Genomic DNA, 19,271 nt, shown 5'->3' with positions numbered 1-19,271 from the left:
AAATATATTAATAAGGAGTATTCATCTTAAAAACAGAGAATTATGGCGAACAACAGAGTGGATAACAATGCTCCGGATGTTATCAAAAACCGCTACAACCAGGAGGAACTTGAAGAGTTCAGGCAGATTATTTTGGAAAAACTTGCCAAGGCCCGCGCCGATCTCGCGCTGCTGACTGAGGCATACAGCAACAACAACGAACATGACACCAACGATACTTCACCCACTTTCAAGGTGCTCGAAGAGGGATACAATGTGCTATCGAAGGAGGAAAACAGCCGGCTTGCTGCACGTCAGCAGAAGTTTATATCGAACCTCGAAAATGCCCTCATCCGGATCGAAAACGGAAGTTATGGCATCTGTCGTGCTACTGGAAAGCTGATCTCAGCCGAAAGGTTAAGAAGCGTTCCTCATGCTACACTGAGCATGGAGGCTAAACTGCAGCAATATTCACCCAGAAAGTAAGTGCAGCATCTCCAGATTATTTTGGAATTAAATCAGATTATTTCCGGCAATCCTTTCACCGATCCAGGATTGCCGGTTTTTAATTGGTCATTAGCGATCACTAAATTTTTAAAACATTGAAGAAATCTCTGTTTTTAATAGGCATTGTCCTGATTTTGGACCAGTCACTCAAGTTCTGGATTAAAACCAATATGACCCTCGGACAGGAATTTAATATCATCAGCAACTGGTTTATCATTCATTTTACCGAAAATGAAGGAATGGCCTTTGGCCTGACTTTCGGTGGTGAATTTGGGAAACTTGCCCTCAGCATGTTCCGTATTTTAGCTATTGCGGCTATTGGTTATTACCTCTACAACCTGAACCGGCAGAAAGCACACACCGGATTAACTGTGAGCATCTCGCTGATCCTGGCAGGCGCAATTGGTAATATCCTCGACAGCGCTTTTTACGGGCTCATTTTTAGCAACTCCTCTTATCATACAGTTGCCACACTCCTTCCTGAAATCGGAGGCTACGCTACATTTTTACATGGGAAAGTGGTGGACATGCTGTATTTTCCGATCATCCAGGGGCATTATCCTGACTGGTTTCCTTTATGGGGTGGGGAGGATTTTATCTTCTTCCGGCCGGTATTCAACATTGCCGATTCATCGATCACGATTGGAGTTTTTATCCTGATCCTTTTCCAGAGGAAGTTTTTCCCAAACCATAAAAAAGATGATGAGGAAGTAGTTAATGGGGATATAGCAACCATTGAAACAACTGAGGAGTGATCATCCATTTGTTTCATACCTGATCTTGGAAGATTAATTTGCGCTTATATAGTGGTTTACGTCTGCTTTTTTTGAGAAAATAGAAATTCGCTTAAATTTTTAAAATGATTTTCATGCTGTATTTTGAAATGTTGCTCATAGCAGTAGGTTTATCTGTTGATACTTTTGCTGTTTCCATTTCTACAGGGTTGACCATCGAACGGATTAAATTCAGACAAGGTATAAGGATCGCACAGGTTTTGGCATTTTTTCAGGCTTTGCTTCCGTTTTTAGGATGGCTTGCTGGGATGCAGGTTACGAGGTACATCAGTTTTTATGATCATTGGATTGCTTTTGGACTACTTGCATCACTTGGGACTAAAATGATGGTTGAATCTTTTAAGCAGGGGGAAGAGAAAAAATACAACCCCCTGGTGTTTTCTTTCCTTTTAGCCATGGCCATAGCAACAAGCATTGATGCCTTGGTTGTCGGAGTTAGCCTTGCCTTTATCGAAACCAACATCTACATGGCTATAATGATCATTGGTTTTGTTACTTTCCTTGCATCGATGATAGGGATGTTGGTAGGCAAAAATGTGAATGGGAAATTCGGAAGGAAAGTCGAATTTATAGGGGGTCTGATATTATTTGGTATTGGCTTGAAAATTCTGATTGATCATCTGCTCTGATCAACTTCACTTCCGGAATTCCTAAAACAGGTAATTTATGAAAGACAACTTAACCTGAGATTGTTTTTTGTCATATCTTTGATGACTGCGAAAACTGCCTGCAATTGTGTAAATTAAAGCACTATGACTTTGACAGAAATTCAATTCTTCAAAAGCAAATTCTATTTCCTGGGGACAGATCTCATTGCTGAAATCCTTGAAGTTTCAACCGTAGGGCACTTTAAGGCAAACACCACGCTGATTACCGAAGGCCAGCACGTTAAAGTGATTCCTATTGTCTTAAAAGGGCTGGTTAAGGTCTTTACACAAATTGAAGATAAAGAGCTTTTGCTTTACTATATGAAAGCCGAACAAAGTTGCATCGTATCGTTTGCCTCAAGCCTCAAAAACGAAACGAGCAGAATATTCGCAATTACCGAGGAAGACAGTACCTTGCTGTTATTGCCTTCGGATAAAGTTGTAAAATGGGTTACAACCATGCCGGCTATCAACCTGCTATTTTATCAGCAATACGACCTCAGGTATGGCGAACTGATTGATGCCATCAATCGAATGCTTTATTTTAAGCTTGACAAACGGCTTATGGACTACCTGGTGCAAAAAGTGAAAATCACAGGCAAAAACCCGGTAAGAATTTCCCATAAAGAAATTGCGAATGAGTTGGGTACGGCCAGGGAGGTTGTCAGCCGGCTTATTAAGAAATTTGAAAGTCAAAATTTAGTCAGGCAGCATCGAGACCAGATAGAGATTTTAACGGTCGGGTGACTTTAGTCACTGCACAGAGCAGTAGAGCCCAGTACTTTTGTCCTGATTTTTAATAATTAACTTTTTTAAAATTTAGAAATATGACAAAAAACATGGGTTCATTGGATAAATCTATCAGACTGATTTTAGCTTTATTATTCGCAGTCCTTTATTTCGCTGAATTGTTTTCGGGCACTTTCGGTGTCACTTTGCTTGTGCTTGCAGCCGTTTTCTTGCTGACAAGCATGGTGGGTTTTTGTCCGTTATATACGCTGGTTGGTATTTCAACCAGCAAGGCAAAAAAATAGCATTCATCAGCAAATTATAATCAAATCAGAGAGGACAGCCTTCAACAACACCGGCCAGTCTCTTCAAATCATTAATCTAAACTTAAAACTTTACTTCTATGAAAAAAATCATTTTAGCAATCGTACTTTTCGGTGTTCTATCTTTTACAATAACCTCTTGTAAAAAAGACGATGATTCGTCAAAACCGGATGTTTCAGCTATCGTTCAAAATGGAAACTGGAGAATTACAACGTATAACGATAGCGGCACGGACGAAACCTATCATTTCACCGATTACATTTTTACTTTTAACAACGGGACAATGACAGCCACCAAAGGCAGTTCGGTAGTCACCGGGAGTTATGCTAACGGAACCGATGACAGCCAAAAGAAGTTTATTCTCAATTTCGGCACAACATCACCCTTTGATGAATTGAATGACGACTGGCATGTAATCGAGGAAGCCTCAGCGAAAATCCGTCTGGAAGATGTGAGTGTCGGCAATGGAGGAACAGATCTCCTGACATTTGAAAAGAACTAAAATCATTTTAGATTGTTAGTGTTCCAATTTTTATTGTGACTTACAGAAAATCAACATTATTGCATTTGTGTTTCCATTTGAATCCCGGGCAATAAATTTTTTGCATTTTTTAATTAATCTCTTAATACTCATGGAATGAAGAGTGCTGCACTGGCTTTACTGATCTTTTTTCCCGTCCTCTTGTTTTGCCAACCATCAGAATATTCCTGGCGATATTATCGTCCCGGGAACACAGGTTTACAGGGAGATCAGGCAACTGCACTCTGGATTGATGGAAATGGTGATCCTTACATTGCTGCCAACACCGGAAACTGGGGCGAGGGTGGCTTTACAAAGTTCGATCATACCGCAAACAAATGGGTAAACTATTCAAATGTTGATTACCCGGTTTTAGGGTCATTCGACAATGGCGATGTTCAAATACTGGACATCGTCGAAGATTTTAATAAAAACCTATGGATGGGAAATTTTACCGGGGCAATTAAATTCGATCCACAGGTTGGTGTTTCATCGATCGAAAGTTATGGAACATCAAATTCTGTCTTGATGGGTTATACTACTGACATTGATGTAGCGCCTGACAGCACCGTTTGGTTTTCAAGTGGCGGGCTTGTTCGGTACAAACCTTCAAGCGGCGAATGGACTTACTGGCCGGGAGCCAATTTAAGGATTGCGGTGCAGCCTAAACCAGACGGCAGTTATCTGGTGTGGTCGGCAGATATTTATTACGGGCAGGTTTTCGTTTATAACAGCACAACAAACCAAACAACCGACTATTTGCCTTCAGCTATTGGAGATGTGGCCGGATTACCCGGAAAAGACTGTGTTGACGATGTGGGAAACTTCTGGGCAGTTCGAATGCGATCCAATGGTGACTGGGAAACCCTCGAATACCAGCGACCTGATGGCGTGTGGGTTTATCCTACGCCTCCTTACGAAAATGTTAGTTTTTACATTGATTCGTTCAAGGCTTTTGGAAATGGGAAAGCTGTTTTAGTGCTCACAAACGGAGAATCCTGGATGTTTGACGGCACTTCCTGGGAAAACTTTGGAACCTGGCGGCAGGGTGATTTTAATCTTTCGATTGATGCGGATAATCAGGGAAATGTATGGGTTTGTGGAGTTGGAGGTGCAGCAAGACGCGATGCTGAAACCGGAAGCTGGCAACGTTACCGGATAACAAACACATCACAGATTGATTATTTTGTTGAAGACCTTTCTATTGATAATGAAGGAAATGTATGGTTTACCGGAAATGCCGGAACTGGTGTCGGTGGTTTTCAGAAATTTGATGGTGAAAAATGGACGGGTTTTAACGATTTTACTTATGGTTTGGGCTATCCTTTTCCTTACCAGGCAGATAATACCCAAGCCATTTACAGCAGGCCATCAAATGACGATGTGGTGTTCAATCCGACTTTTCATGGAATACATGCCTGGGACGGCAATAATTACATAGCCCTGGAAGATTTGATGACAGACTCCAAAGGCTTTGTCGAAGACTCGCAAGGCAGATTGTGGAGCCTTGGCGAGTATTATAATGTAAGATATTATGATGAAAGTGTGCCTGAATGGATTACTGTTCCTATCATTGGTTGGGGGCGTAAAATAATAACTGATCCAATTTTGCCGGGAACAATATGGGCAATGACAGATAATGAGATTTTGCGTACTGATGGAATTACTTCATTCACGCGTGCCATAGAGGATTTTCCTGGTTCTGCTGCCTGGTTTACCGGATTAGCCATCGAAGATAATGGCATTGTATGGGTTGGAACCTGGTCGCAATTCACAAGCACCGGCAGCACTTTGATCCGTCTTGACCCAAATACTGGTGTATATCAAACCTGGTCGTACGATGAGGGCTGGCCATTTCCCGGTGAGCATGTACGTCCTTTAACAATCACGCCCGACGGACGCCTTTGGATGCTATATGATTCCGAGTACCCATCAAATGAATCAGGCTTATTATGGTATGATGGAGAAAATGTTGAAATTTTTCCGTCTTCGCCTGGTGGATTACCACAATGGGGCGGTTTGCCTAACAGCAACATCAAAGACCTTGAAGTAAAGGAAATAACCGGAGGTTACGAATTATGGATGAGCTGCCTGGGGAGAGGAATTGCCGTTTTAACAGTTAAAGACGGAACTACGAGCATTCGTAATGAAAAAGAAATACCAGCAGGTTTCAGGCTTTCACAGAACTATCCAAATCCATTCAAACCAACAACAACAATTTCTTTTTCAAATTCTGCGCAAGCATTCGTCTCGATTAAGGTATTTGATATTGTTGGTAATGAAGTTGCTTCTTTGCTTGAAGAAGCAAAACCTGCCGGGGAATATCAAGTCACTTTTGATGCATCCGGGCTTGCAGGTGGAATTTATTTTTACACATTGTCTGTCGCAGATTTGCAAAGCAAAACCGGACTTTCTACTTCATTTTCTGAAACCAGAAAAATGATTTTATTGAAGTAAAAATTGAATTAATTAAAGATTTTTAAAATGAAGAAAATATTCAATGCCTTAATAATACTGATTCTTTTCGTTAATTTTACTAATGCTCAGCAGGTTACAACAGAATGGGTGTTAAATAACTTCGATGGTTTCCCGGTTGGAACTATGATAGGCATTGATCAGAATGATAAGATAGTTGTAACAGGGCATGCAGGTGATCATACAAAAATTATAACTACCAAATTCGACACAAACGGTAATTTGATTTGGGAAAGATTTTACTCGATACCAGACCTGGGTGTGAACGCCACCTGGCTTTCGGTAGACCCATCCGGAAATGTTATTGTGACAGGCTTCCCTCGCTCGTATAGCAGCAACCCAGTTCAGGTTGGCCTTCTTACCCTAAAGTATGACACTAACGGAAACTTACTTTGGGATAAATTGATTTCGGGAACCTGGGCATTTACAGTCCGTTCCATCATCGATAATTCAGGAAATATTTTTGTTACGGGTAGAGACTGGCAGTACACAGCAACCCACGATTTTGTTACTATCAAATATGCTCCTGACGGAACCGAGTTGTGGTTTGATACATTTGACCAAAATGGCGGATTTCATACTCCAACAGGTATGGACCTGGATCAATCCGGCAACCTTGTTATCACCGGGACTGGTAATAGCGGAGGATTGATTACCGTAATGTACAATAGTGAAGGTGAACGTCAATGGGTACGGGAGGAACCGGGAGCAGCCGGACAAGGCATTAAGGTTGATGGTAGCGGTGGAGTTTTCGTAACGGGCTCATATTATGATGTTAACACTGGAACGAACAATGATATCAGATTAATAAAATACGACTATTCTGGTAATCTGCTTTGGCAAAAGTTCTATGACTTTGGTAATGCCGAATATGGCAGACTGTTAAATATTGACTCACAATCAAATATAATCATCACCGGATTTGGTGCATTCCCGGGTGAGTTCTTCGTAGGTTGGCTCACTGCAAAGTTTGATCTGGAGGGTAATCTCCTTTGGTACAACAGATTTAAGCTAAATTCTCTATGGGAAGAATTCCCCAACTTCACTCTTATCGGACCACAGGACGAAATTTATGTTACCGGAAATATAGGAATGGTTTCCGGCTCAACTACTTATCATGGATTGGAAACTGTAAGGTATGATTCTGATGGAAGTAATCCATGGGTTGCTGACGTAAATCTATATGCGGGCGTTGGCAAGGGACTTTCACTGGGTAGTGATATGAGTTTGTATGCAGTTGGTCAGTTTTATTATTCGGTCTTAAAATATTCCCAGGCATTACCTACCGGGATTGCTGAATCATCACTTGAAGTTCCCGAAAAGTTTAACCTTGAGCAGAGTTATCCAAATCCTTTTTATCAAAACACAACGATCAGCTATCAATTGCCGGTGTCAGGCCTAGTTACACTGAAAGTTTACGATGTGCTTGGAAATGAGTTAGCAACACTTGTTAATGAAGAAAAACCAGCTGGTTCCCATAATGTTGAATTCAATGCGAGCAGTTATTCCGGTATAGCCCGCAATCTATTAAGCGGAACATACTTTTACTCAATAGAGACTGATAATTTCCGTGAATTTAAAAAAATGGTCTTAATAAAGTGAGAATCAAATCCAATGGCCACGCATCAAATCATACTTTTTAAAATTTTAATCGTATCTTAATTTACAGGTCTTAAAGTTATCTTATCAAAATTATAAGTAGTCACTATGAAACAACATTTTCTGTCAATGGCGATCTTTTTGAGCATGTGCTCAGGAACCCTGATGTCGCAGCAATATTCCTGGCGCTATTACAATACCGGCAACACGGGCATACAAGGCGATTATGTGGAAGCCATTTGGATCGATCATGATGGTAATCCATACATTGCAGGCTACACTCCCGGGTGGGAGGAAGGTGGTTTTGCTAAGTACGTGCAAACTGAAAACCGATGGATTAACTACTCGAATATTGATTATCCTGTTATAGGGGACATTAATGATGTGGGGGCTTCACGCATCAGCGATATTGTTGAAGATGCCAATGGGGTGCTTTGGATGGCGCACTGGCGGGGATTGTTAAAATTTGATCCTTCCATTGGACCAGACTCTTTTGAATTTTGGGGCGCCGGCAATTCTGTTCATCCGGGTGGCCGCAGCCGTGAAATTGCCATGGCTCCTGATGGGTCGTTGTGGATTGCCGTTGTTTCGGTAACATGGGGAAATGGAGGACTCGTCAATTACAATCCTTCTACTAACCAGTGGCGATATTGGGGTTACGGCAGCACTTCAAATAACTGGCCAGGTACTATTTCGAATTGCGATAATGTTTCGATACAGGAAAAGCCAGGCGGCGGATATACTGTCTGGGTTTCTGCTTCCGGCGGAGTAATTGCTTTTGATAGTAATGCCCAGCTATTTACGCTGTTTACTTTCGATTATAATCCGGGCGAGCTTGTTAAATCGCCGGGGCATAATTGCGTTGATGATCAAAACAATTTGTGGATGATACGATTCAACTCTATCGCTCCATTTTACTTTCTCGATTATCAAACCCAGAACGGTCAGTGGCAAACTCCGGTCCAGCCGCCTGTATCCTCAGTTCTTAACGAAATATGGGCCTTCAAAGCCTATGGAAACCAAAACGCTTTGCTTGTTGACGGCAACAGCGAAGTTTGGCATTTTAACGGCGTTTCATGGACAAGCAAAGGCGCCTGGAAAGATGGGGCTTATACTTACGCCGTTGATCTGGATGATAATGGAAACATTTGGACAACTGGAATTGGTGGCGCTGCCAAAAGGGATGTTTTAACCGGTCAATGGCAACGATACAGGATTACTAATTCCTCTCAGATTGATTACTGGGTTGAAGACATCAGCATTGATGCCGAAGGAAATGTATGGATGACCGGCAATGGGGGCCCGGGTGTGGGTGGGTTTCAAAAATTCGACGGAACAAGATGGATCGGATACAACGAACTCAATTACGGTTTAGGTTTCCCTTTTCCTTTTCCGACCGATAACACGGAAGTAATCTACTCACGACCTTCAAATGGTCACATCGTCGTCAACCCTATGTTTAATTACCTGCATGCCTGGAATGGGACCAATTACACTTCTCTCAATTATCCCAACGATCGCTCCGAAGGAGTGGTGGAAGATTCCCAGGGGCGATTGTGGAGCATTGGAGAATACTACAACCTCAAATACTTGTCTGGAAACTCCTGGATTGATGTACCCTTTTTAGGCTGGGGTGCAAACATCGGGGTAGACCCGACGAGACCCGGCACGATTTGGGCTTGTTCCGGTTATCAGGCTTTGCGGACTGATGGAACTTACAGTTTTTCAAAAGTGGTAGATGATTTTTCGGAACTTAACCCGCAAAGTGATTTTCTCAACACAGTAGTTCCGCTGCCCGATGGTTACGCATGGGTAGGAACAAACCAGGGGCTTGCAAAAGTGAATGCCAACAATGGCGCCTATCAATTTTACTCACCGTCCAATTCGCAAATCCCGGGGGAAAGCATTACTCCACTAGTTGTAACCCCAGATGGGCGATTATGGTTTGCCAACTTTGGCAGTACAACTACCTCAACTTATGGATTATGCTGGTACGATGGAACCAACTTCGGCATCATTCCCCAAACGCAAACAGGAGGATTGCCCCACGCCCAGATTTATGATATTGAAGTAAAACTTGTGGATGACGGTTATGAACTTTGGATCAGTTGTGCCAGCAGGGGAATTGCTGTGCTGTATGTGGTTACAACAACTGTCGGTGTGGAACTTGCTATTGCTGCAGTTGAACCGGAATTGTTCATCGAAAATTATCCAAACCCCTTTACCGATTTTACTTCAGTAAATTTCTCAATAGCTGAGCCCGGGCTTGTTCACCTTGCCATTTATGATATCAACGGGAAAATTATTCGTGATTTTGGCAGTCAACGATATGAGGCAGGTGCTTCTGCTGTTGTCTGGGATGGAATTGACAGTCGGGGACTTAAGGTAAAACCGGGAGTTTATGTTTGCAGGATGACCATGGGATATAAGACAAAATCAATCAGGATAATAGCAAACTAAGCAAAGCGATAGCATCGCTCTATCATCTTATTCACCCCGTGAATCGAATCAAATACCCGCCAAACGATTAACGGTGGTGAAATTTACAAGCCATTTGCGGGGTGAATGCTCATTTTTTAATTATTAGCAGCGTTTTGCCCTGAAAATAAGGAAATAAGGTTGGAATGCCCGATGGCTGCTAAATTCTACTAAGGTTTGAGGATGAAAATAAGGTTTTCATCTTTTGAAGGTCATTTTTCGGTGAAAGAAAACCTTTTTCTAAAAAAACCTTAGTAGAGAGCATGATTTTAAAAAGCCAACCTTATCCCAAGGGTCCGAAGGACTCCTTTGGAGGATTCCTTTGGGATTACCTTATTGATCTTTAAATCTGTGTTTTAGACTCCAAATCCTCCATCGTTTGGATTATGTTCCAGCCTGAGCCAAAGCTATCTCTTTGACTCTAATTTGCTGATCTTACTCAAAACAAATCCCATTTTTACCGCTTTAGCAGTATTTCATGGTATTTAGCTCAATCTAAGGAGTTATTTCATTATATTTTGCTGCTTTGGCGGTAATTATTTACTAATAGGTTAGTTCTTTAAATAAAATGATTAATTTTGCCGCTATAGAAGTAAAAAATGGAACAGACACAAGAACTTGCACAAACCATAAGGATGCACAGGAAAGCTGCCAAATTAAGCCGGGTGCAGTTAGCAGATCTTTCAGGTGTAGGAAAAACGGTGATCTATGATGTGGAGAAGGGGAAAGAATCTGTCCGGCTTGTTACCCTTTTGAAGATTTTGAAAGTGTTGAACATAAAGATAATTCTGAAAAGTCCCCTGATGGACAATTTACAAAATGCTGAAAATGAGAAGAGCTAAGGTTTATGTAAAAGGCATCGAAGCCGGAACCCTTACCGAAATGGAGAAAGGTCAGGATTACCTGTTCGAATATCTGGATGGTTACAACGGTCTTGAAGTTTCGCGAACCATGCCGGTCAGGGGGAAATCTTTCAGGTTCAACAAATTTCCTCCATTTTTTGACGGGTTATTGCCCGAAGGAGTTCAGTTGGAAGGGCTATTGAAGATTAAAAAAATTGATAAAAACGATTACTTCTCACAATTGATGGCTGTTGGAGAAGACATGGTAGGAGTTGTAACGGTTAATGAAATTACGGAATGAACATTTGCCCGATCACATATGCTCCCTGTGGAGATGATTTGTATAGTGAGGCCGGACTCAGGCTTCTGTCACCCGGATTGAAGGCGCTGAGAGAACTTGAGTACACTGCTGAAGAGCAGAGAATAGAGGCATTTAACCGTGCCTCAAAGATGTCCCTTCAGGGAGTACAGCCCAAGTTGAGCGCTATATTGAACATTAAAGTCGGAAAATTTGACATTGTGGACACCAGGGGGAAATACATTCTCAAACCCCAGCATCATCTTTATCCCGAAATGCCACAGAATGAAGACCTGACGATGAGACTTGCCGCTGCAACCGGCCTGGATGTTCCAATACATGGGTTAATCTGGTCAAAAGATCATTCGTTGACTTATTTTATCAAGCGATTCGACAGAAGAGGGCAGAGCGATAAAGTCCCTGTTGAAGATTTTGCACAGTTGGCTGGTATGAGCCGGGAAACCAAGTATGACTATAATATGGAAAAAGTTGTGACTATCATTGATGATTTCTGCACCTTCCCGGCAATCGAGAAGTTGACACTTTTTAAACTTACGGTCTTCAATTTCCTGGTCGGCAACGAAGATATGCACCTGAAGAATTTCTCTATCATTACACGGGAGGGGAAGGTAACGCTCTCGCCATGTTACGATCTGGTCAATACAACCATTGAATTTAAGAAACAGGGCGAAGAAATTGCTTTACCGGTGCAAGGGAAAAAGAAACGCCTGACCCGCAGTATTCTGATCGACTATTTTGGTAAAGTAAGATGTGGGCTGACTTCGAAAAGTATCGACCTAGTCCTTGGGTCAGTCTCCTCAGCTGCGCCAAAATGGAAGGAATTGATTGATATCAGTTTCCTGTCAGATGAAATGAAAGTGAAGTACCACAAACTGCTGGGAACACGCCTCGCTGTATTAGGTTTCCATTAAATAGTTTTGATCAACCGGTTCAAAACAAGGATTGCCTTAAAAGACAGGATTTAAGCTGAAATGTTGTCCTCAACAGCCTTTGGCTAAGGAGCCTGAACGAATCTGTTTCAGAAGGTTCTGCCTACCGGATTAGCGATAGTATTACTCAATGCGACTTTTACAATAGTATCCAATTCACCACGTGAATCGAGTCAAATACCCTCCAAAACTGCAACTTCGGTGGAATTTACAAGCCATTCGCGGGGTGAATGCTCTTCTAATAAGGTTGGAATGCCCGATGGTTGCTAAGGTTGGAGAAGGAAAATAAGGTTTTCAATTTTGAAGGTTGATTTTTCGGAGAAGGAAAACCTTATCCTAAAACCTAACCTTAGTAGAGAGGATATATTCTATTGAAAAACAAAACCTTATTACCTTATTGATCTTTGCATCAAGGTTTTAGAATCCAATAACCTGTCAGTGTGTGCAGCTCCTGACAGTTTGTAAAGTGAAAAAACCAACCACATTCCGGGCGCCCCAACGTTTCCTGTTTTTCATTCAAAAAATTTCGGCCGCTTCGCGGCAAATAATAAAATAGTCAAATAGTCAATTAATCCCTCAAACAACGAACACTGAAACCATAACCCTTACCGTAGCTGTTTCGGAAGACGAGGGCGCTGCTATAGCCCAGGGACCGGTCCCAGGCTTCCGTCGACGAGCCATCGGAGGAACTCCAGAAGTAGCCGGTGATGCCAAGGTTGTTGAACGTTCCATTGGTGACGCGTAAGCCGCCCGGAAGACCTGTAAAACCGGTAGCATTATTAGCTGAAAGGTTGTTGCCCACCGCGCAGGTGTTTGATGAACTGTTCCAAATGGTAGTGGCAGCCAGGGCTTTGGCTATAAAGCTTGTATTGCTGTTGCATAAATATCCGGACTGGCTGCTCACATAGGTGGTTAAGGCTGTCCACTCGGCATCGGTGGGTAAGTGCCAGCCTGCGGGACAAATTCCCTGCACATTTCCTGTTGGTACCGGATCCCAGCTTATACCGTTTGTGGCGCCATTCAGGTATTGTACCATCTCTGCCCATTGGTACAGCCCCCCGTAGGTATCGCAGTTGCTTTCATTGTCGCCGTAACAGTACTTTTCGATTATTTCTGCCGGTGTGTTTTGCGATTGCTCAACACTAACATTTATCCTCAATCCAATATTCAGGTTTTGCGCCATCCAGCATTGTGTGCCAATTAATACGGTTGTGTAGCTTTTGCTGTCGCGTGGATCAATGAGGTTTTGCCCACATGCAAATGGCGGTGATATCGTTCCTGTACCATAATTGATCTCTTTCCAGACATTTTCCGATTCCATAAAAACATAGAGTTTTTCGTCGGTTGTATTAAAAACAATCAGGCCATTGGCTGGTGTGGCAATAGCTTCTATCTGTGCCTGCGTCATCCGTGGCGGCAAAAACCCCTTGTCGGTACTTTTCACATCGAGCATGGCTGAGCCATCGGGATCGCTGCCATCGGTGGTGATGGCTACCTGGGCCGTTAAAGTGTAGCTTGCTAACATGGCTACTGCTAAGAATAATAGTTTGAATGTTTTCATTTTGTCTGATTCCTAAATATTTAAATTTGATTTAAAAAATATCCAACCGACTTGCGTGGAAAAAAAGTAGAAAAAGGTTAATTATCCTTTAAACACCGAACAGACAACCCTATACTTTTCGAGTGGGTGTATTTTTGTGGGCTGTCAAGGTTATATGCAAGTGTACGACCATAGGCGTCAGTGGTTGTCCCAGTTGATGACCACATATCAGACCTTGCATTGATCTGATTGAAGCTACCTTGGAAATAACCGCTAGGCATAGCCGTAAAGCCGGATGCATTGTTTGCAGTAATATTATTACCGACTGCACATGTTATCGACGAGTTAAACCAATATAAATCAACTGACAATGCTTTAGCAATGTATGAAGTATTATCATTACATAAATACTCCGCCTGGTTACTTACATAGGTTGTCAAATCTGTCCATTCTCCATCAGTTGGAATATGCCAACCCTCTGGGCATATTCCCTGTGCACCCTCTATATTAACATATTGCATCATTTCATTCCACTGGTAAAGGCCACCATAAGTATTGCAGTTTGTAGTATTGTTAGAATAGCAGTACTTTTCTAAGGTGCTGTTATCTGTTTGTTTACCATCGCTGTTTGTACCACCGGTTGTGGAATGAATCATTACACCCACATTCAGGTTTTCCTTCATCCAGCATTGGGTGCCTATTTGCAATGTATTGTAGTCATTTTCATCAATGTCGGTTATTTGGCTTATACCACAAGCGAAAACCCCGCCCTGGTAATTTGATATTACAGCTTCACCTGTTGTTTCTCCAGTTTGAGCTACAGGGATTACAGTGAATGAAATATATTTTTCAGCATCGGCTGTAACAGGCTGGTAAGTGAGTGCGTTGGCACCACCAATTTCCACCTGGTTTGTCCCCGATATATCATCTGCACGGTACCATTTGAAGGTGCTTGTACCTTCCAAATCATCTTCTTCATCGCTGTAGGTATAGTCGCCGGTGAGGGTTTCGCCTACTTCTAAAGTTCCGCTAAAGCTTACATTAGAAGCTACGGGCGGCAGGTTTTGTGCTACAATACCGGTTTCGGTAATTGAAATCCATTTTACAGTGTTAAAAAAATCAAGCGAATTGGTGGTGGTGTTGTAAATCATTAAACCTGTGGCCGGACTTTCGATAGCATCGCGCTGGGCTTCAGTCATACGCGGGGGCAGCATTCCCTTATCTGTACTTTTTACATCCAGCATGGCCGAACCATCGGGATCGCTGCCATCGGTGGTGATCGCTACTTGTGCTGTTAGGGTGTAGCTTGCTAACATAGTTAGCGCTAAGAATAAAAGTTTGAAATTTTTCATTTTGTCAAAATTTTTATTTGTGATTACTTGAATATTAATTGTTGTTTTCATTTTTGTTTAATTGTAAAAGTTTGTTGCTTCCGTATGCTGCACCCAGGAGTAACATAATGGTTATACCACTCCCTATTGGTGTACCGCCGCCGGGCACATTGCCGGCGCCACCTGCGCCACCGCCACCCGGGGGCGGTGGTGGCGGATTCTGCCCAAAGGCATCCAATCCGCAATGTAACATCATGAAGAACACAGCTATCGTGACAAATTTTAGTATTGTTTTCATCCTATTTCTTTTTTGGTTATTGTTGAATAAATAATTTCCGCATGGCCACCGTGTGGTTAGTCCGCATCACCACCATGTAAATTCCGGTGGCAACCTTTACAGGGATGCTTTGCAGTCCCTGCCCGATCACTTTGCGCACAATCACCTGCCCCTGGAGGTTGTAAAGCTCAACCGTTGCTTTGGGAGTATCGGGATTGAGGATGTAGAGCAGGTTGTATAGCATCCAGGCGTTTAGCTCATCATTGCCGGACAAATCTTCAATGCCCACCGACCCAAACTTCAACAAAAAGCGGTCGGGGTTGTCACCGGCATTTGCCATGAAGTTGTAGGTGGGCTCTTCACTGAGTTTGTGCAGCGTATTGGTGAGGACATCGTGCAAGATGATTTCCTGCCCCTCAAATGTGCCTTCTGTTTCGGTGAGTTGAACAGACATGATGCTGCTTCCCTCCACTTTTATGGAGAGCGGAACAACCGTGGCTTCCGATATGGCATCCATCGAGTTGATTGCCAGATTCCAGCCATCGGTGGCCAGTGAATAAAGCTGCGGTACCTGCGGGTCGAAACTGAAATATTTGGAAGCATCAAAAAAATCATGTTCCGGCGCCGAGGCTTCGTTGAGCAAAATCGTTGTTTCGTCAAAGTATGCTCCCCCTGCCAGACGCAATATCAATTTATCTTCTCCCTGTTTCATGAAATTTTGGGTAGTGGCATGCACCTGCTGTGAGGGCTGTAACGCCAGCACCCCTTCATTGTTAACCGCCTGAACGAAGAAGCCCTGCCCGGAGGCGATGGGTCCGTTTACGGGCTCGTAGCCTGCACCGCCGTCTTTGTTGGCATTATAAACCTGTGCCCACACTTCGCTGACAATACCTTCTTTGACTACTTCACTCCAGTCAAGTCCTGAGGCATAAGGATTTCCGATCAGGTTCAGGCCTGCGCTCCAATCCCAGCTTTTAATCCCGCTTTTGTTCAGGGTGATGTCGATGTCGCCGGTGTTCAGCCCGCTGCTCTCGAAATTTTTGGTGAGGTCGGCGGTGTGGTAGTTGGCAATGTAGCCTTGCCCTGTGTTAAAATTATTGCCGCCATTTGCCACATCAAAATAGGGCAGATCGCCGCTGTTGCCCGAAGATTGGTTTTTAAAGTTTACCCAGATTCCCGGTGATGGCTCGTACCAGAGGTAGAGGTCTTCATCGGTATCAGGCGCCCAGTCGCTGGCTGTAATGGCCATGGCGTTTACCGGTGCGCTGATCATGTGCCAGGCATTTGCATCGCCGGGCATGTACCGTTGCACAATGGCTTTGCCGCCGGCGCCATGGGTCACCGAGCCAAAGGCAATTACCGTTGCATCGCCGGTGGCATCCGATTTTAAAAGCAGGTCGCCACCTGCAACCTTCAGTGTGGTACCCGCAAGTACCTTAATGTTTGTATTCGGCTCAACGCTTACCCCCTGCGCTGAAACCATTAAAAACGAAGTCACAAACACCATCAACAGTGTACATTTTTTAATTTTCATAGGATAAAAATTTGGTAATTAATAATTTAGCAACTCCAATATCAAATTGAATATCTTTTCTATAGCCAGTAAAAAGTGGGAGATTGGATAAAAAAAAACGGTTTTACCTGAAAAAACCAGGTTTAACTGTTTGTAATTACCCCGAATATGTACCAGATGAACTGTAGATTTGAAATACTGTAAATTGAATCCATTTTTTTAAGAATTGCGAATCATCGTTTAAGATAGCAAACATAACGGTAAATTCATGTGACTGGTGATTTTTGGTTATTTCTTTTTTTGAGGTGCTAAGAGAAGTATTTAGAGATTCGGTATAGTACGAATTCTTTGTCTCTGATTCCATAGTTTTGGGAGATGAATTGTTGGATTTGACCGTTGATTCTTTCTGCTTTTGCATTGGTTATTCCTTTTTGGAAATAGTTGATGATTAGTTCCTCATGGCGATCGATCAGGTTTGCCACAGAGATGAGTTCTTTGATATAGCTTTCTTCAACTTTTTCATACCATTCAAAGAGTTTGGTTTCGATGATAATACGATGTAATCGGCCATTGGATTTATTGTACCATTTGATAAATTCCTGACTAATCATGTAGGCTATTTTGATTTCGGGGAATCGTGTGAAAAGTTCTTGCATCAGGCTTTGTTGATCATAATTCCATTTGTTCTGATTTTGTGTAAGCAGGTATTGAGTTCGTTTAAGCAGTTCCAGATCGCTTAGCACCTGATGGTCGGTTTGGGAGATTGCACTTTGTGTTTTTCTTCGCTTTGGCAGTGTTGCCAGAAGGTTATTCTTTATTCTTATACGCACAGCCTGAACGGCATCAAGCACATGACGGATGACATGGAACTTGTCTACCACCTGTTGACTGTTGGTGAAAATGTCACGATTAAATCTCAGGTATGAAGGGCTCATATCGCTGCTGATTGTTTTTACTTTTTCTACGGCAGTGCCCAAATGCGCAGCAGCCTCTTTGAGTTCATCCACCTTGAGACTTTCAACGAGCAGGGCTATCTTGCCGGTTTGTTGATTGGACATGATGGTGAACATATCTCTTCCGATCTGCTTATCGTCTATGGCCATCACCTGGCCTACGTTTTCTGCCTTGACAATGTAAACCGGTTTTTGAGTGACCTCTCCGGTTTGCTGATCAACCGACTCAATCTTGCATGAACCCCAGCTGCCATCAGTAACCACCTGGTCAAATCCACTCAGGTGGTTGCGATACCATCCGTAAAGCGTCTTGGGTTTTATGTCCCAAACCCGGGCAATGGTGCTGATGTTTACAGGGTGATCTTCAATTTTCTTCTTTTAAAAAAATACCCAGTTCGGGAACAATTTTCAATCCTTTCATCTGAAAATCATATTGATTGCTGAAGTGTTTGTCGGTGTTACTTCGCTTCCACCGTCTTCGATAAATCAGCAGGTAAACCGGCTTGAGTACAAAGGAATGGCTGAGCACCTCTATCGGATTACAGTTCCCATCAAACACAACTTCTTCTTCTGGAAGTCCCTTGAGCTCTTCAGGAATTCGATCAGGCTTTTCTCTAAGTACGATCTGCCAGGAGTCTTTCAACTCATTTACTCCTTCCATTTGAAAGTCCTTTAAAATGTGCGCCGAGATCAACATCTTGGAAAGCTGATCTAAAATCTCTAACGGATTTGGCTCTGCTTTTAATTTACGTTTCATGGCATCTTTTGCTTTTTTTTATAAAGCAAAGATACGCTTAGCACCTCAAAAAAAGAAATAACCTGATTTTTTTTGTTAAAAATCAATAAATTAAAATTACTCCCCTGACAACGTTTACAAAAAAAGGAGAATTAATCAGAAAGAAAATCCATGCTATGTAGTTGGTTAACTGTGATTTAAAAATAGTTCCCGGATGACTCCCGGAGGGTTGGCAAGCGCTCGGTTCAGGTTTGAGTTCAGCTATGCGATTGTATCGCTCAAAGCGATGTGATCGCTAAATTGCCTGATTCACCCCGAGAATCGAATCAAACACCCACCAAAATTTCAACTGCGGTGGGCTTTGCAAGCCATTCACGGGGTGAATGCTCTTCATTAGAAAATTCTCAGTATTTAACCCTGGAAATAAGGTGAATAAGGTTGATTTCCCGATGGTTACTCAATTCTACTAAGGTTGGAGAAGGAAAATAAGGTTTTCATCATTTGAAGGTTGATTTTCCGGAGAAGGAAAACCTTATCCAAAAACCCAACCTTAGTAGACAGGATGTATTCAATTGAAAAACAAAACCTTATTACCTTATTGATCTTTGCATCAAGGTTTTGGAAAGACAATTTTCCCGGCATTGCGCTTAAGCTCCAGCCTGAGGCAAATCTGTTTCTGCCAGTCATGCAATGGTATCCCGAGTTGGGGGAAGGTAATCGCTAAATTGTCTGATTCACCCCGTGAATCGAATCAAACACCCACCAAGCATGCAACTGCG

Annotated in this window: 18 protein-coding genes; 12 read left to right on the top strand and 6 right to left on the bottom strand. The window is 42.6% G+C overall.

Annotated features, from left to right (window positions below; all coding sequences use genetic code 11):
• Positions 1-42 precede the first annotated feature (42 nt).
• From IH598_00390 to IH598_00335, 12 genes are all read left to right on the top strand, one after another.
• Positions 43-465, top strand: coding sequence for a TraR/DksA family transcriptional regulator (locus IH598_00390; protein MBE0636959.1), 423 nt, complete (start codon positions 43-45; stop codon positions 463-465).
• Positions 466-581: 116 nt separating this feature from the next.
• The gene (locus tag IH598_00385; protein ID MBE0636958.1) at positions 582-1,241 is read left to right on the top strand and encodes a lipoprotein signal peptidase; all 660 of its coding nucleotides are present in this window, start codon (positions 582-584) and stop codon (positions 1,239-1,241) included.
• Between the two features lie 113 nt (positions 1,242-1,354).
• The gene (locus IH598_00380; protein MBE0636957.1) at positions 1,355-1,909 is read left to right on the top strand and encodes a manganese efflux pump; all 555 of its coding nucleotides are present in this window, start codon (positions 1,355-1,357) and stop codon (positions 1,907-1,909) included.
• 123 nt (positions 1,910-2,032) lie between these two features.
• Positions 2,033-2,674 (top strand): Crp/Fnr family transcriptional regulator, encoded by a 642-nt coding sequence (locus IH598_00375; protein ID MBE0636956.1) that lies wholly within the window; start codon positions 2,033-2,035, stop codon positions 2,672-2,674.
• An 80-nt stretch (positions 2,675-2,754) separates the two neighbouring features.
• Entirely contained in the window at positions 2,755-2,961 is a 207-nt protein-coding gene (locus tag IH598_00370) for a DUF2892 domain-containing protein (GenBank protein ID MBE0636955.1), read from the top strand.
• A 200-nt stretch (positions 2,962-3,161) separates the two neighbouring features.
• On the top strand, positions 3,162-3,482 hold the full coding sequence (locus IH598_00365) for a hypothetical protein (protein ID MBE0636954.1): 321 nt from the start codon (positions 3,162-3,164) through the stop codon (positions 3,480-3,482).
• 135 nt (positions 3,483-3,617) lie between these two features.
• A complete protein-coding gene (locus IH598_00360) occupies positions 3,618-5,957 on the top strand; it encodes a T9SS type A sorting domain-containing protein (protein MBE0636953.1) in 2,340 nt (779 codons plus the stop codon).
• Between the two features lie 27 nt (positions 5,958-5,984).
• Complete coding sequence (locus tag IH598_00355) at positions 5,985-7,577, top strand: T9SS type A sorting domain-containing protein (protein ID MBE0636952.1); 1,593 nt, start codon at positions 5,985-5,987, stop codon at positions 7,575-7,577.
• A 105-nt stretch (positions 7,578-7,682) separates the two neighbouring features.
• On the top strand, positions 7,683-10,034 hold the full coding sequence (locus IH598_00350) for a T9SS type A sorting domain-containing protein (protein MBE0636951.1): 2,352 nt from the start codon (positions 7,683-7,685) through the stop codon (positions 10,032-10,034).
• Positions 10,035-10,651: 617 nt separating this feature from the next.
• Positions 10,652-10,894: a helix-turn-helix transcriptional regulator gene (locus IH598_00345; GenBank protein MBE0636950.1), complete on the top strand. Its 243-nt coding sequence runs from the start codon at positions 10,652-10,654 to the stop codon at positions 10,892-10,894.
• Positions 10,881-11,195, top strand: a complete 315-nt coding sequence (locus tag IH598_00340; GenBank protein MBE0636949.1) for a HipA N-terminal domain-containing protein — start codon at positions 10,881-10,883, stop codon at positions 11,193-11,195. Before IH598_00345 ends, IH598_00340 begins: the two co-directional genes overlap by 14 nt.
• Positions 11,192-12,124 carry a HipA domain-containing protein gene (locus IH598_00335; GenBank protein ID MBE0636948.1) on the top strand — a complete coding sequence of 311 codons (933 nt, stop codon included), beginning with the start codon at positions 11,192-11,194 and terminating at the stop codon, positions 12,122-12,124. The genes IH598_00340 and IH598_00335 overlap by 4 nt, the downstream gene beginning before the upstream one ends.
• A gap of 586 nt (positions 12,125-12,710) precedes the next feature.
• Here IH598_00335 and IH598_00330 read toward each other — a convergent pair.
• The 6 genes from IH598_00330 to IH598_00305 all read right to left on the bottom strand — a co-directional run bounded on the left by IH598_00330 (position 12,711) and on the right by IH598_00305 (position 18,513).
• A complete protein-coding gene (locus IH598_00330; GenBank protein MBE0636947.1) occupies positions 12,711-13,703 on the bottom strand; it encodes a hypothetical protein in 993 nt (330 codons plus the stop codon).
• A gap of 77 nt (positions 13,704-13,780) precedes the next feature.
• Positions 13,781-15,034: a fibrobacter succinogenes major paralogous domain-containing protein gene (locus IH598_00325; protein ID MBE0636946.1), complete on the bottom strand. Its 1,254-nt coding sequence runs from the start codon at positions 15,032-15,034 to the stop codon at positions 13,781-13,783.
• A gap of 34 nt (positions 15,035-15,068) precedes the next feature.
• On the bottom strand, positions 15,069-15,311 hold the full coding sequence (locus IH598_00320; protein MBE0636945.1) for a hypothetical protein: 243 nt from the start codon (positions 15,309-15,311) through the stop codon (positions 15,069-15,071).
• Positions 15,312-15,327: 16 nt separating this feature from the next.
• On the bottom strand, positions 15,328-16,824 hold the full coding sequence (locus tag IH598_00315; protein ID MBE0636944.1) for a T9SS type A sorting domain-containing protein: 1,497 nt from the start codon (positions 16,822-16,824) through the stop codon (positions 15,328-15,330).
• Positions 16,825-17,111: 287 nt separating this feature from the next.
• Complete coding sequence (locus IH598_00310; protein ID MBE0636943.1) at positions 17,112-18,020, bottom strand: transposase; 909 nt, start codon at positions 18,018-18,020, stop codon at positions 17,112-17,114.
• 100 nt (positions 18,021-18,120) lie between these two features.
• Complete coding sequence (locus tag IH598_00305) at positions 18,121-18,513, bottom strand: hypothetical protein (GenBank protein MBE0636942.1); 393 nt, start codon at positions 18,511-18,513, stop codon at positions 18,121-18,123.
• Positions 18,514-19,271: the final 758 nt, after the last annotated feature.

Source organism: Bacteroidales bacterium, assembly GCA_014860585.1.
GTDB lineage: Bacteria > Bacteroidota > Bacteroidia > Bacteroidales > 4484-276 > RZYY01.
Note: the sequence above shows the minus strand (reverse complement) of the source record. Positions and strands in the feature narration are given on the sequence as shown.

Excerpts from the sequence above, each read along its gene's own strand:
- IH598_00390 (MBE0636959.1), top strand. The coding sequence starts at position 43 with ATGGCGAACAACAGAGTGGATAACAATGCTCCGGATGTTATCAAAAAC.
- IH598_00355 (MBE0636952.1), top strand. The coding sequence starts at position 5,985 with ATGAAGAAAATATTCAATGCCTTAATAATACTGATTCTTTTCGTTAAT.
- IH598_00330 (MBE0636947.1), bottom strand. The coding sequence starts at position 13,703 with ATGAAAACATTCAAACTATTATTCTTAGCAGTAGCCATGTTAGCAAGC.
- IH598_00335 (MBE0636948.1), top strand. The coding sequence starts at position 11,192 with ATGAACATTTGCCCGATCACATATGCTCCCTGTGGAGATGATTTGTAT.
- IH598_00320 (MBE0636945.1), bottom strand. The coding sequence starts at position 15,311 with ATGAAAACAATACTAAAATTTGTCACGATAGCTGTGTTCTTCATGATG.
- IH598_00340 (MBE0636949.1), top strand. The coding sequence starts at position 10,881 with ATGAGAAGAGCTAAGGTTTATGTAAAAGGCATCGAAGCCGGAACCCTT.
- IH598_00325 (MBE0636946.1), bottom strand. The coding sequence starts at position 15,034 with ATGAAAAATTTCAAACTTTTATTCTTAGCGCTAACTATGTTAGCAAGC.
- IH598_00360 (MBE0636953.1), top strand. The coding sequence starts at position 3,618 with ATGAAGAGTGCTGCACTGGCTTTACTGATCTTTTTTCCCGTCCTCTTG.
- IH598_00375 (MBE0636956.1), top strand. The coding sequence starts at position 2,033 with ATGACTTTGACAGAAATTCAATTCTTCAAAAGCAAATTCTATTTCCTG.
- IH598_00315 (MBE0636944.1), bottom strand. The coding sequence starts at position 16,824 with ATGAAAATTAAAAAATGTACACTGTTGATGGTGTTTGTGACTTCGTTT.
- IH598_00380 (MBE0636957.1), top strand. The coding sequence starts at position 1,355 with ATGCTGTATTTTGAAATGTTGCTCATAGCAGTAGGTTTATCTGTTGAT.
- IH598_00370 (MBE0636955.1), top strand. The coding sequence starts at position 2,755 with ATGACAAAAAACATGGGTTCATTGGATAAATCTATCAGACTGATTTTA.
- IH598_00345 (MBE0636950.1), top strand. The coding sequence starts at position 10,652 with ATGGAACAGACACAAGAACTTGCACAAACCATAAGGATGCACAGGAAA.
- IH598_00305 (MBE0636942.1), bottom strand. The coding sequence starts at position 18,513 with ATGAAACGTAAATTAAAAGCAGAGCCAAATCCGTTAGAGATTTTAGAT.
- IH598_00350 (MBE0636951.1), top strand. The coding sequence starts at position 7,683 with ATGAAACAACATTTTCTGTCAATGGCGATCTTTTTGAGCATGTGCTCA.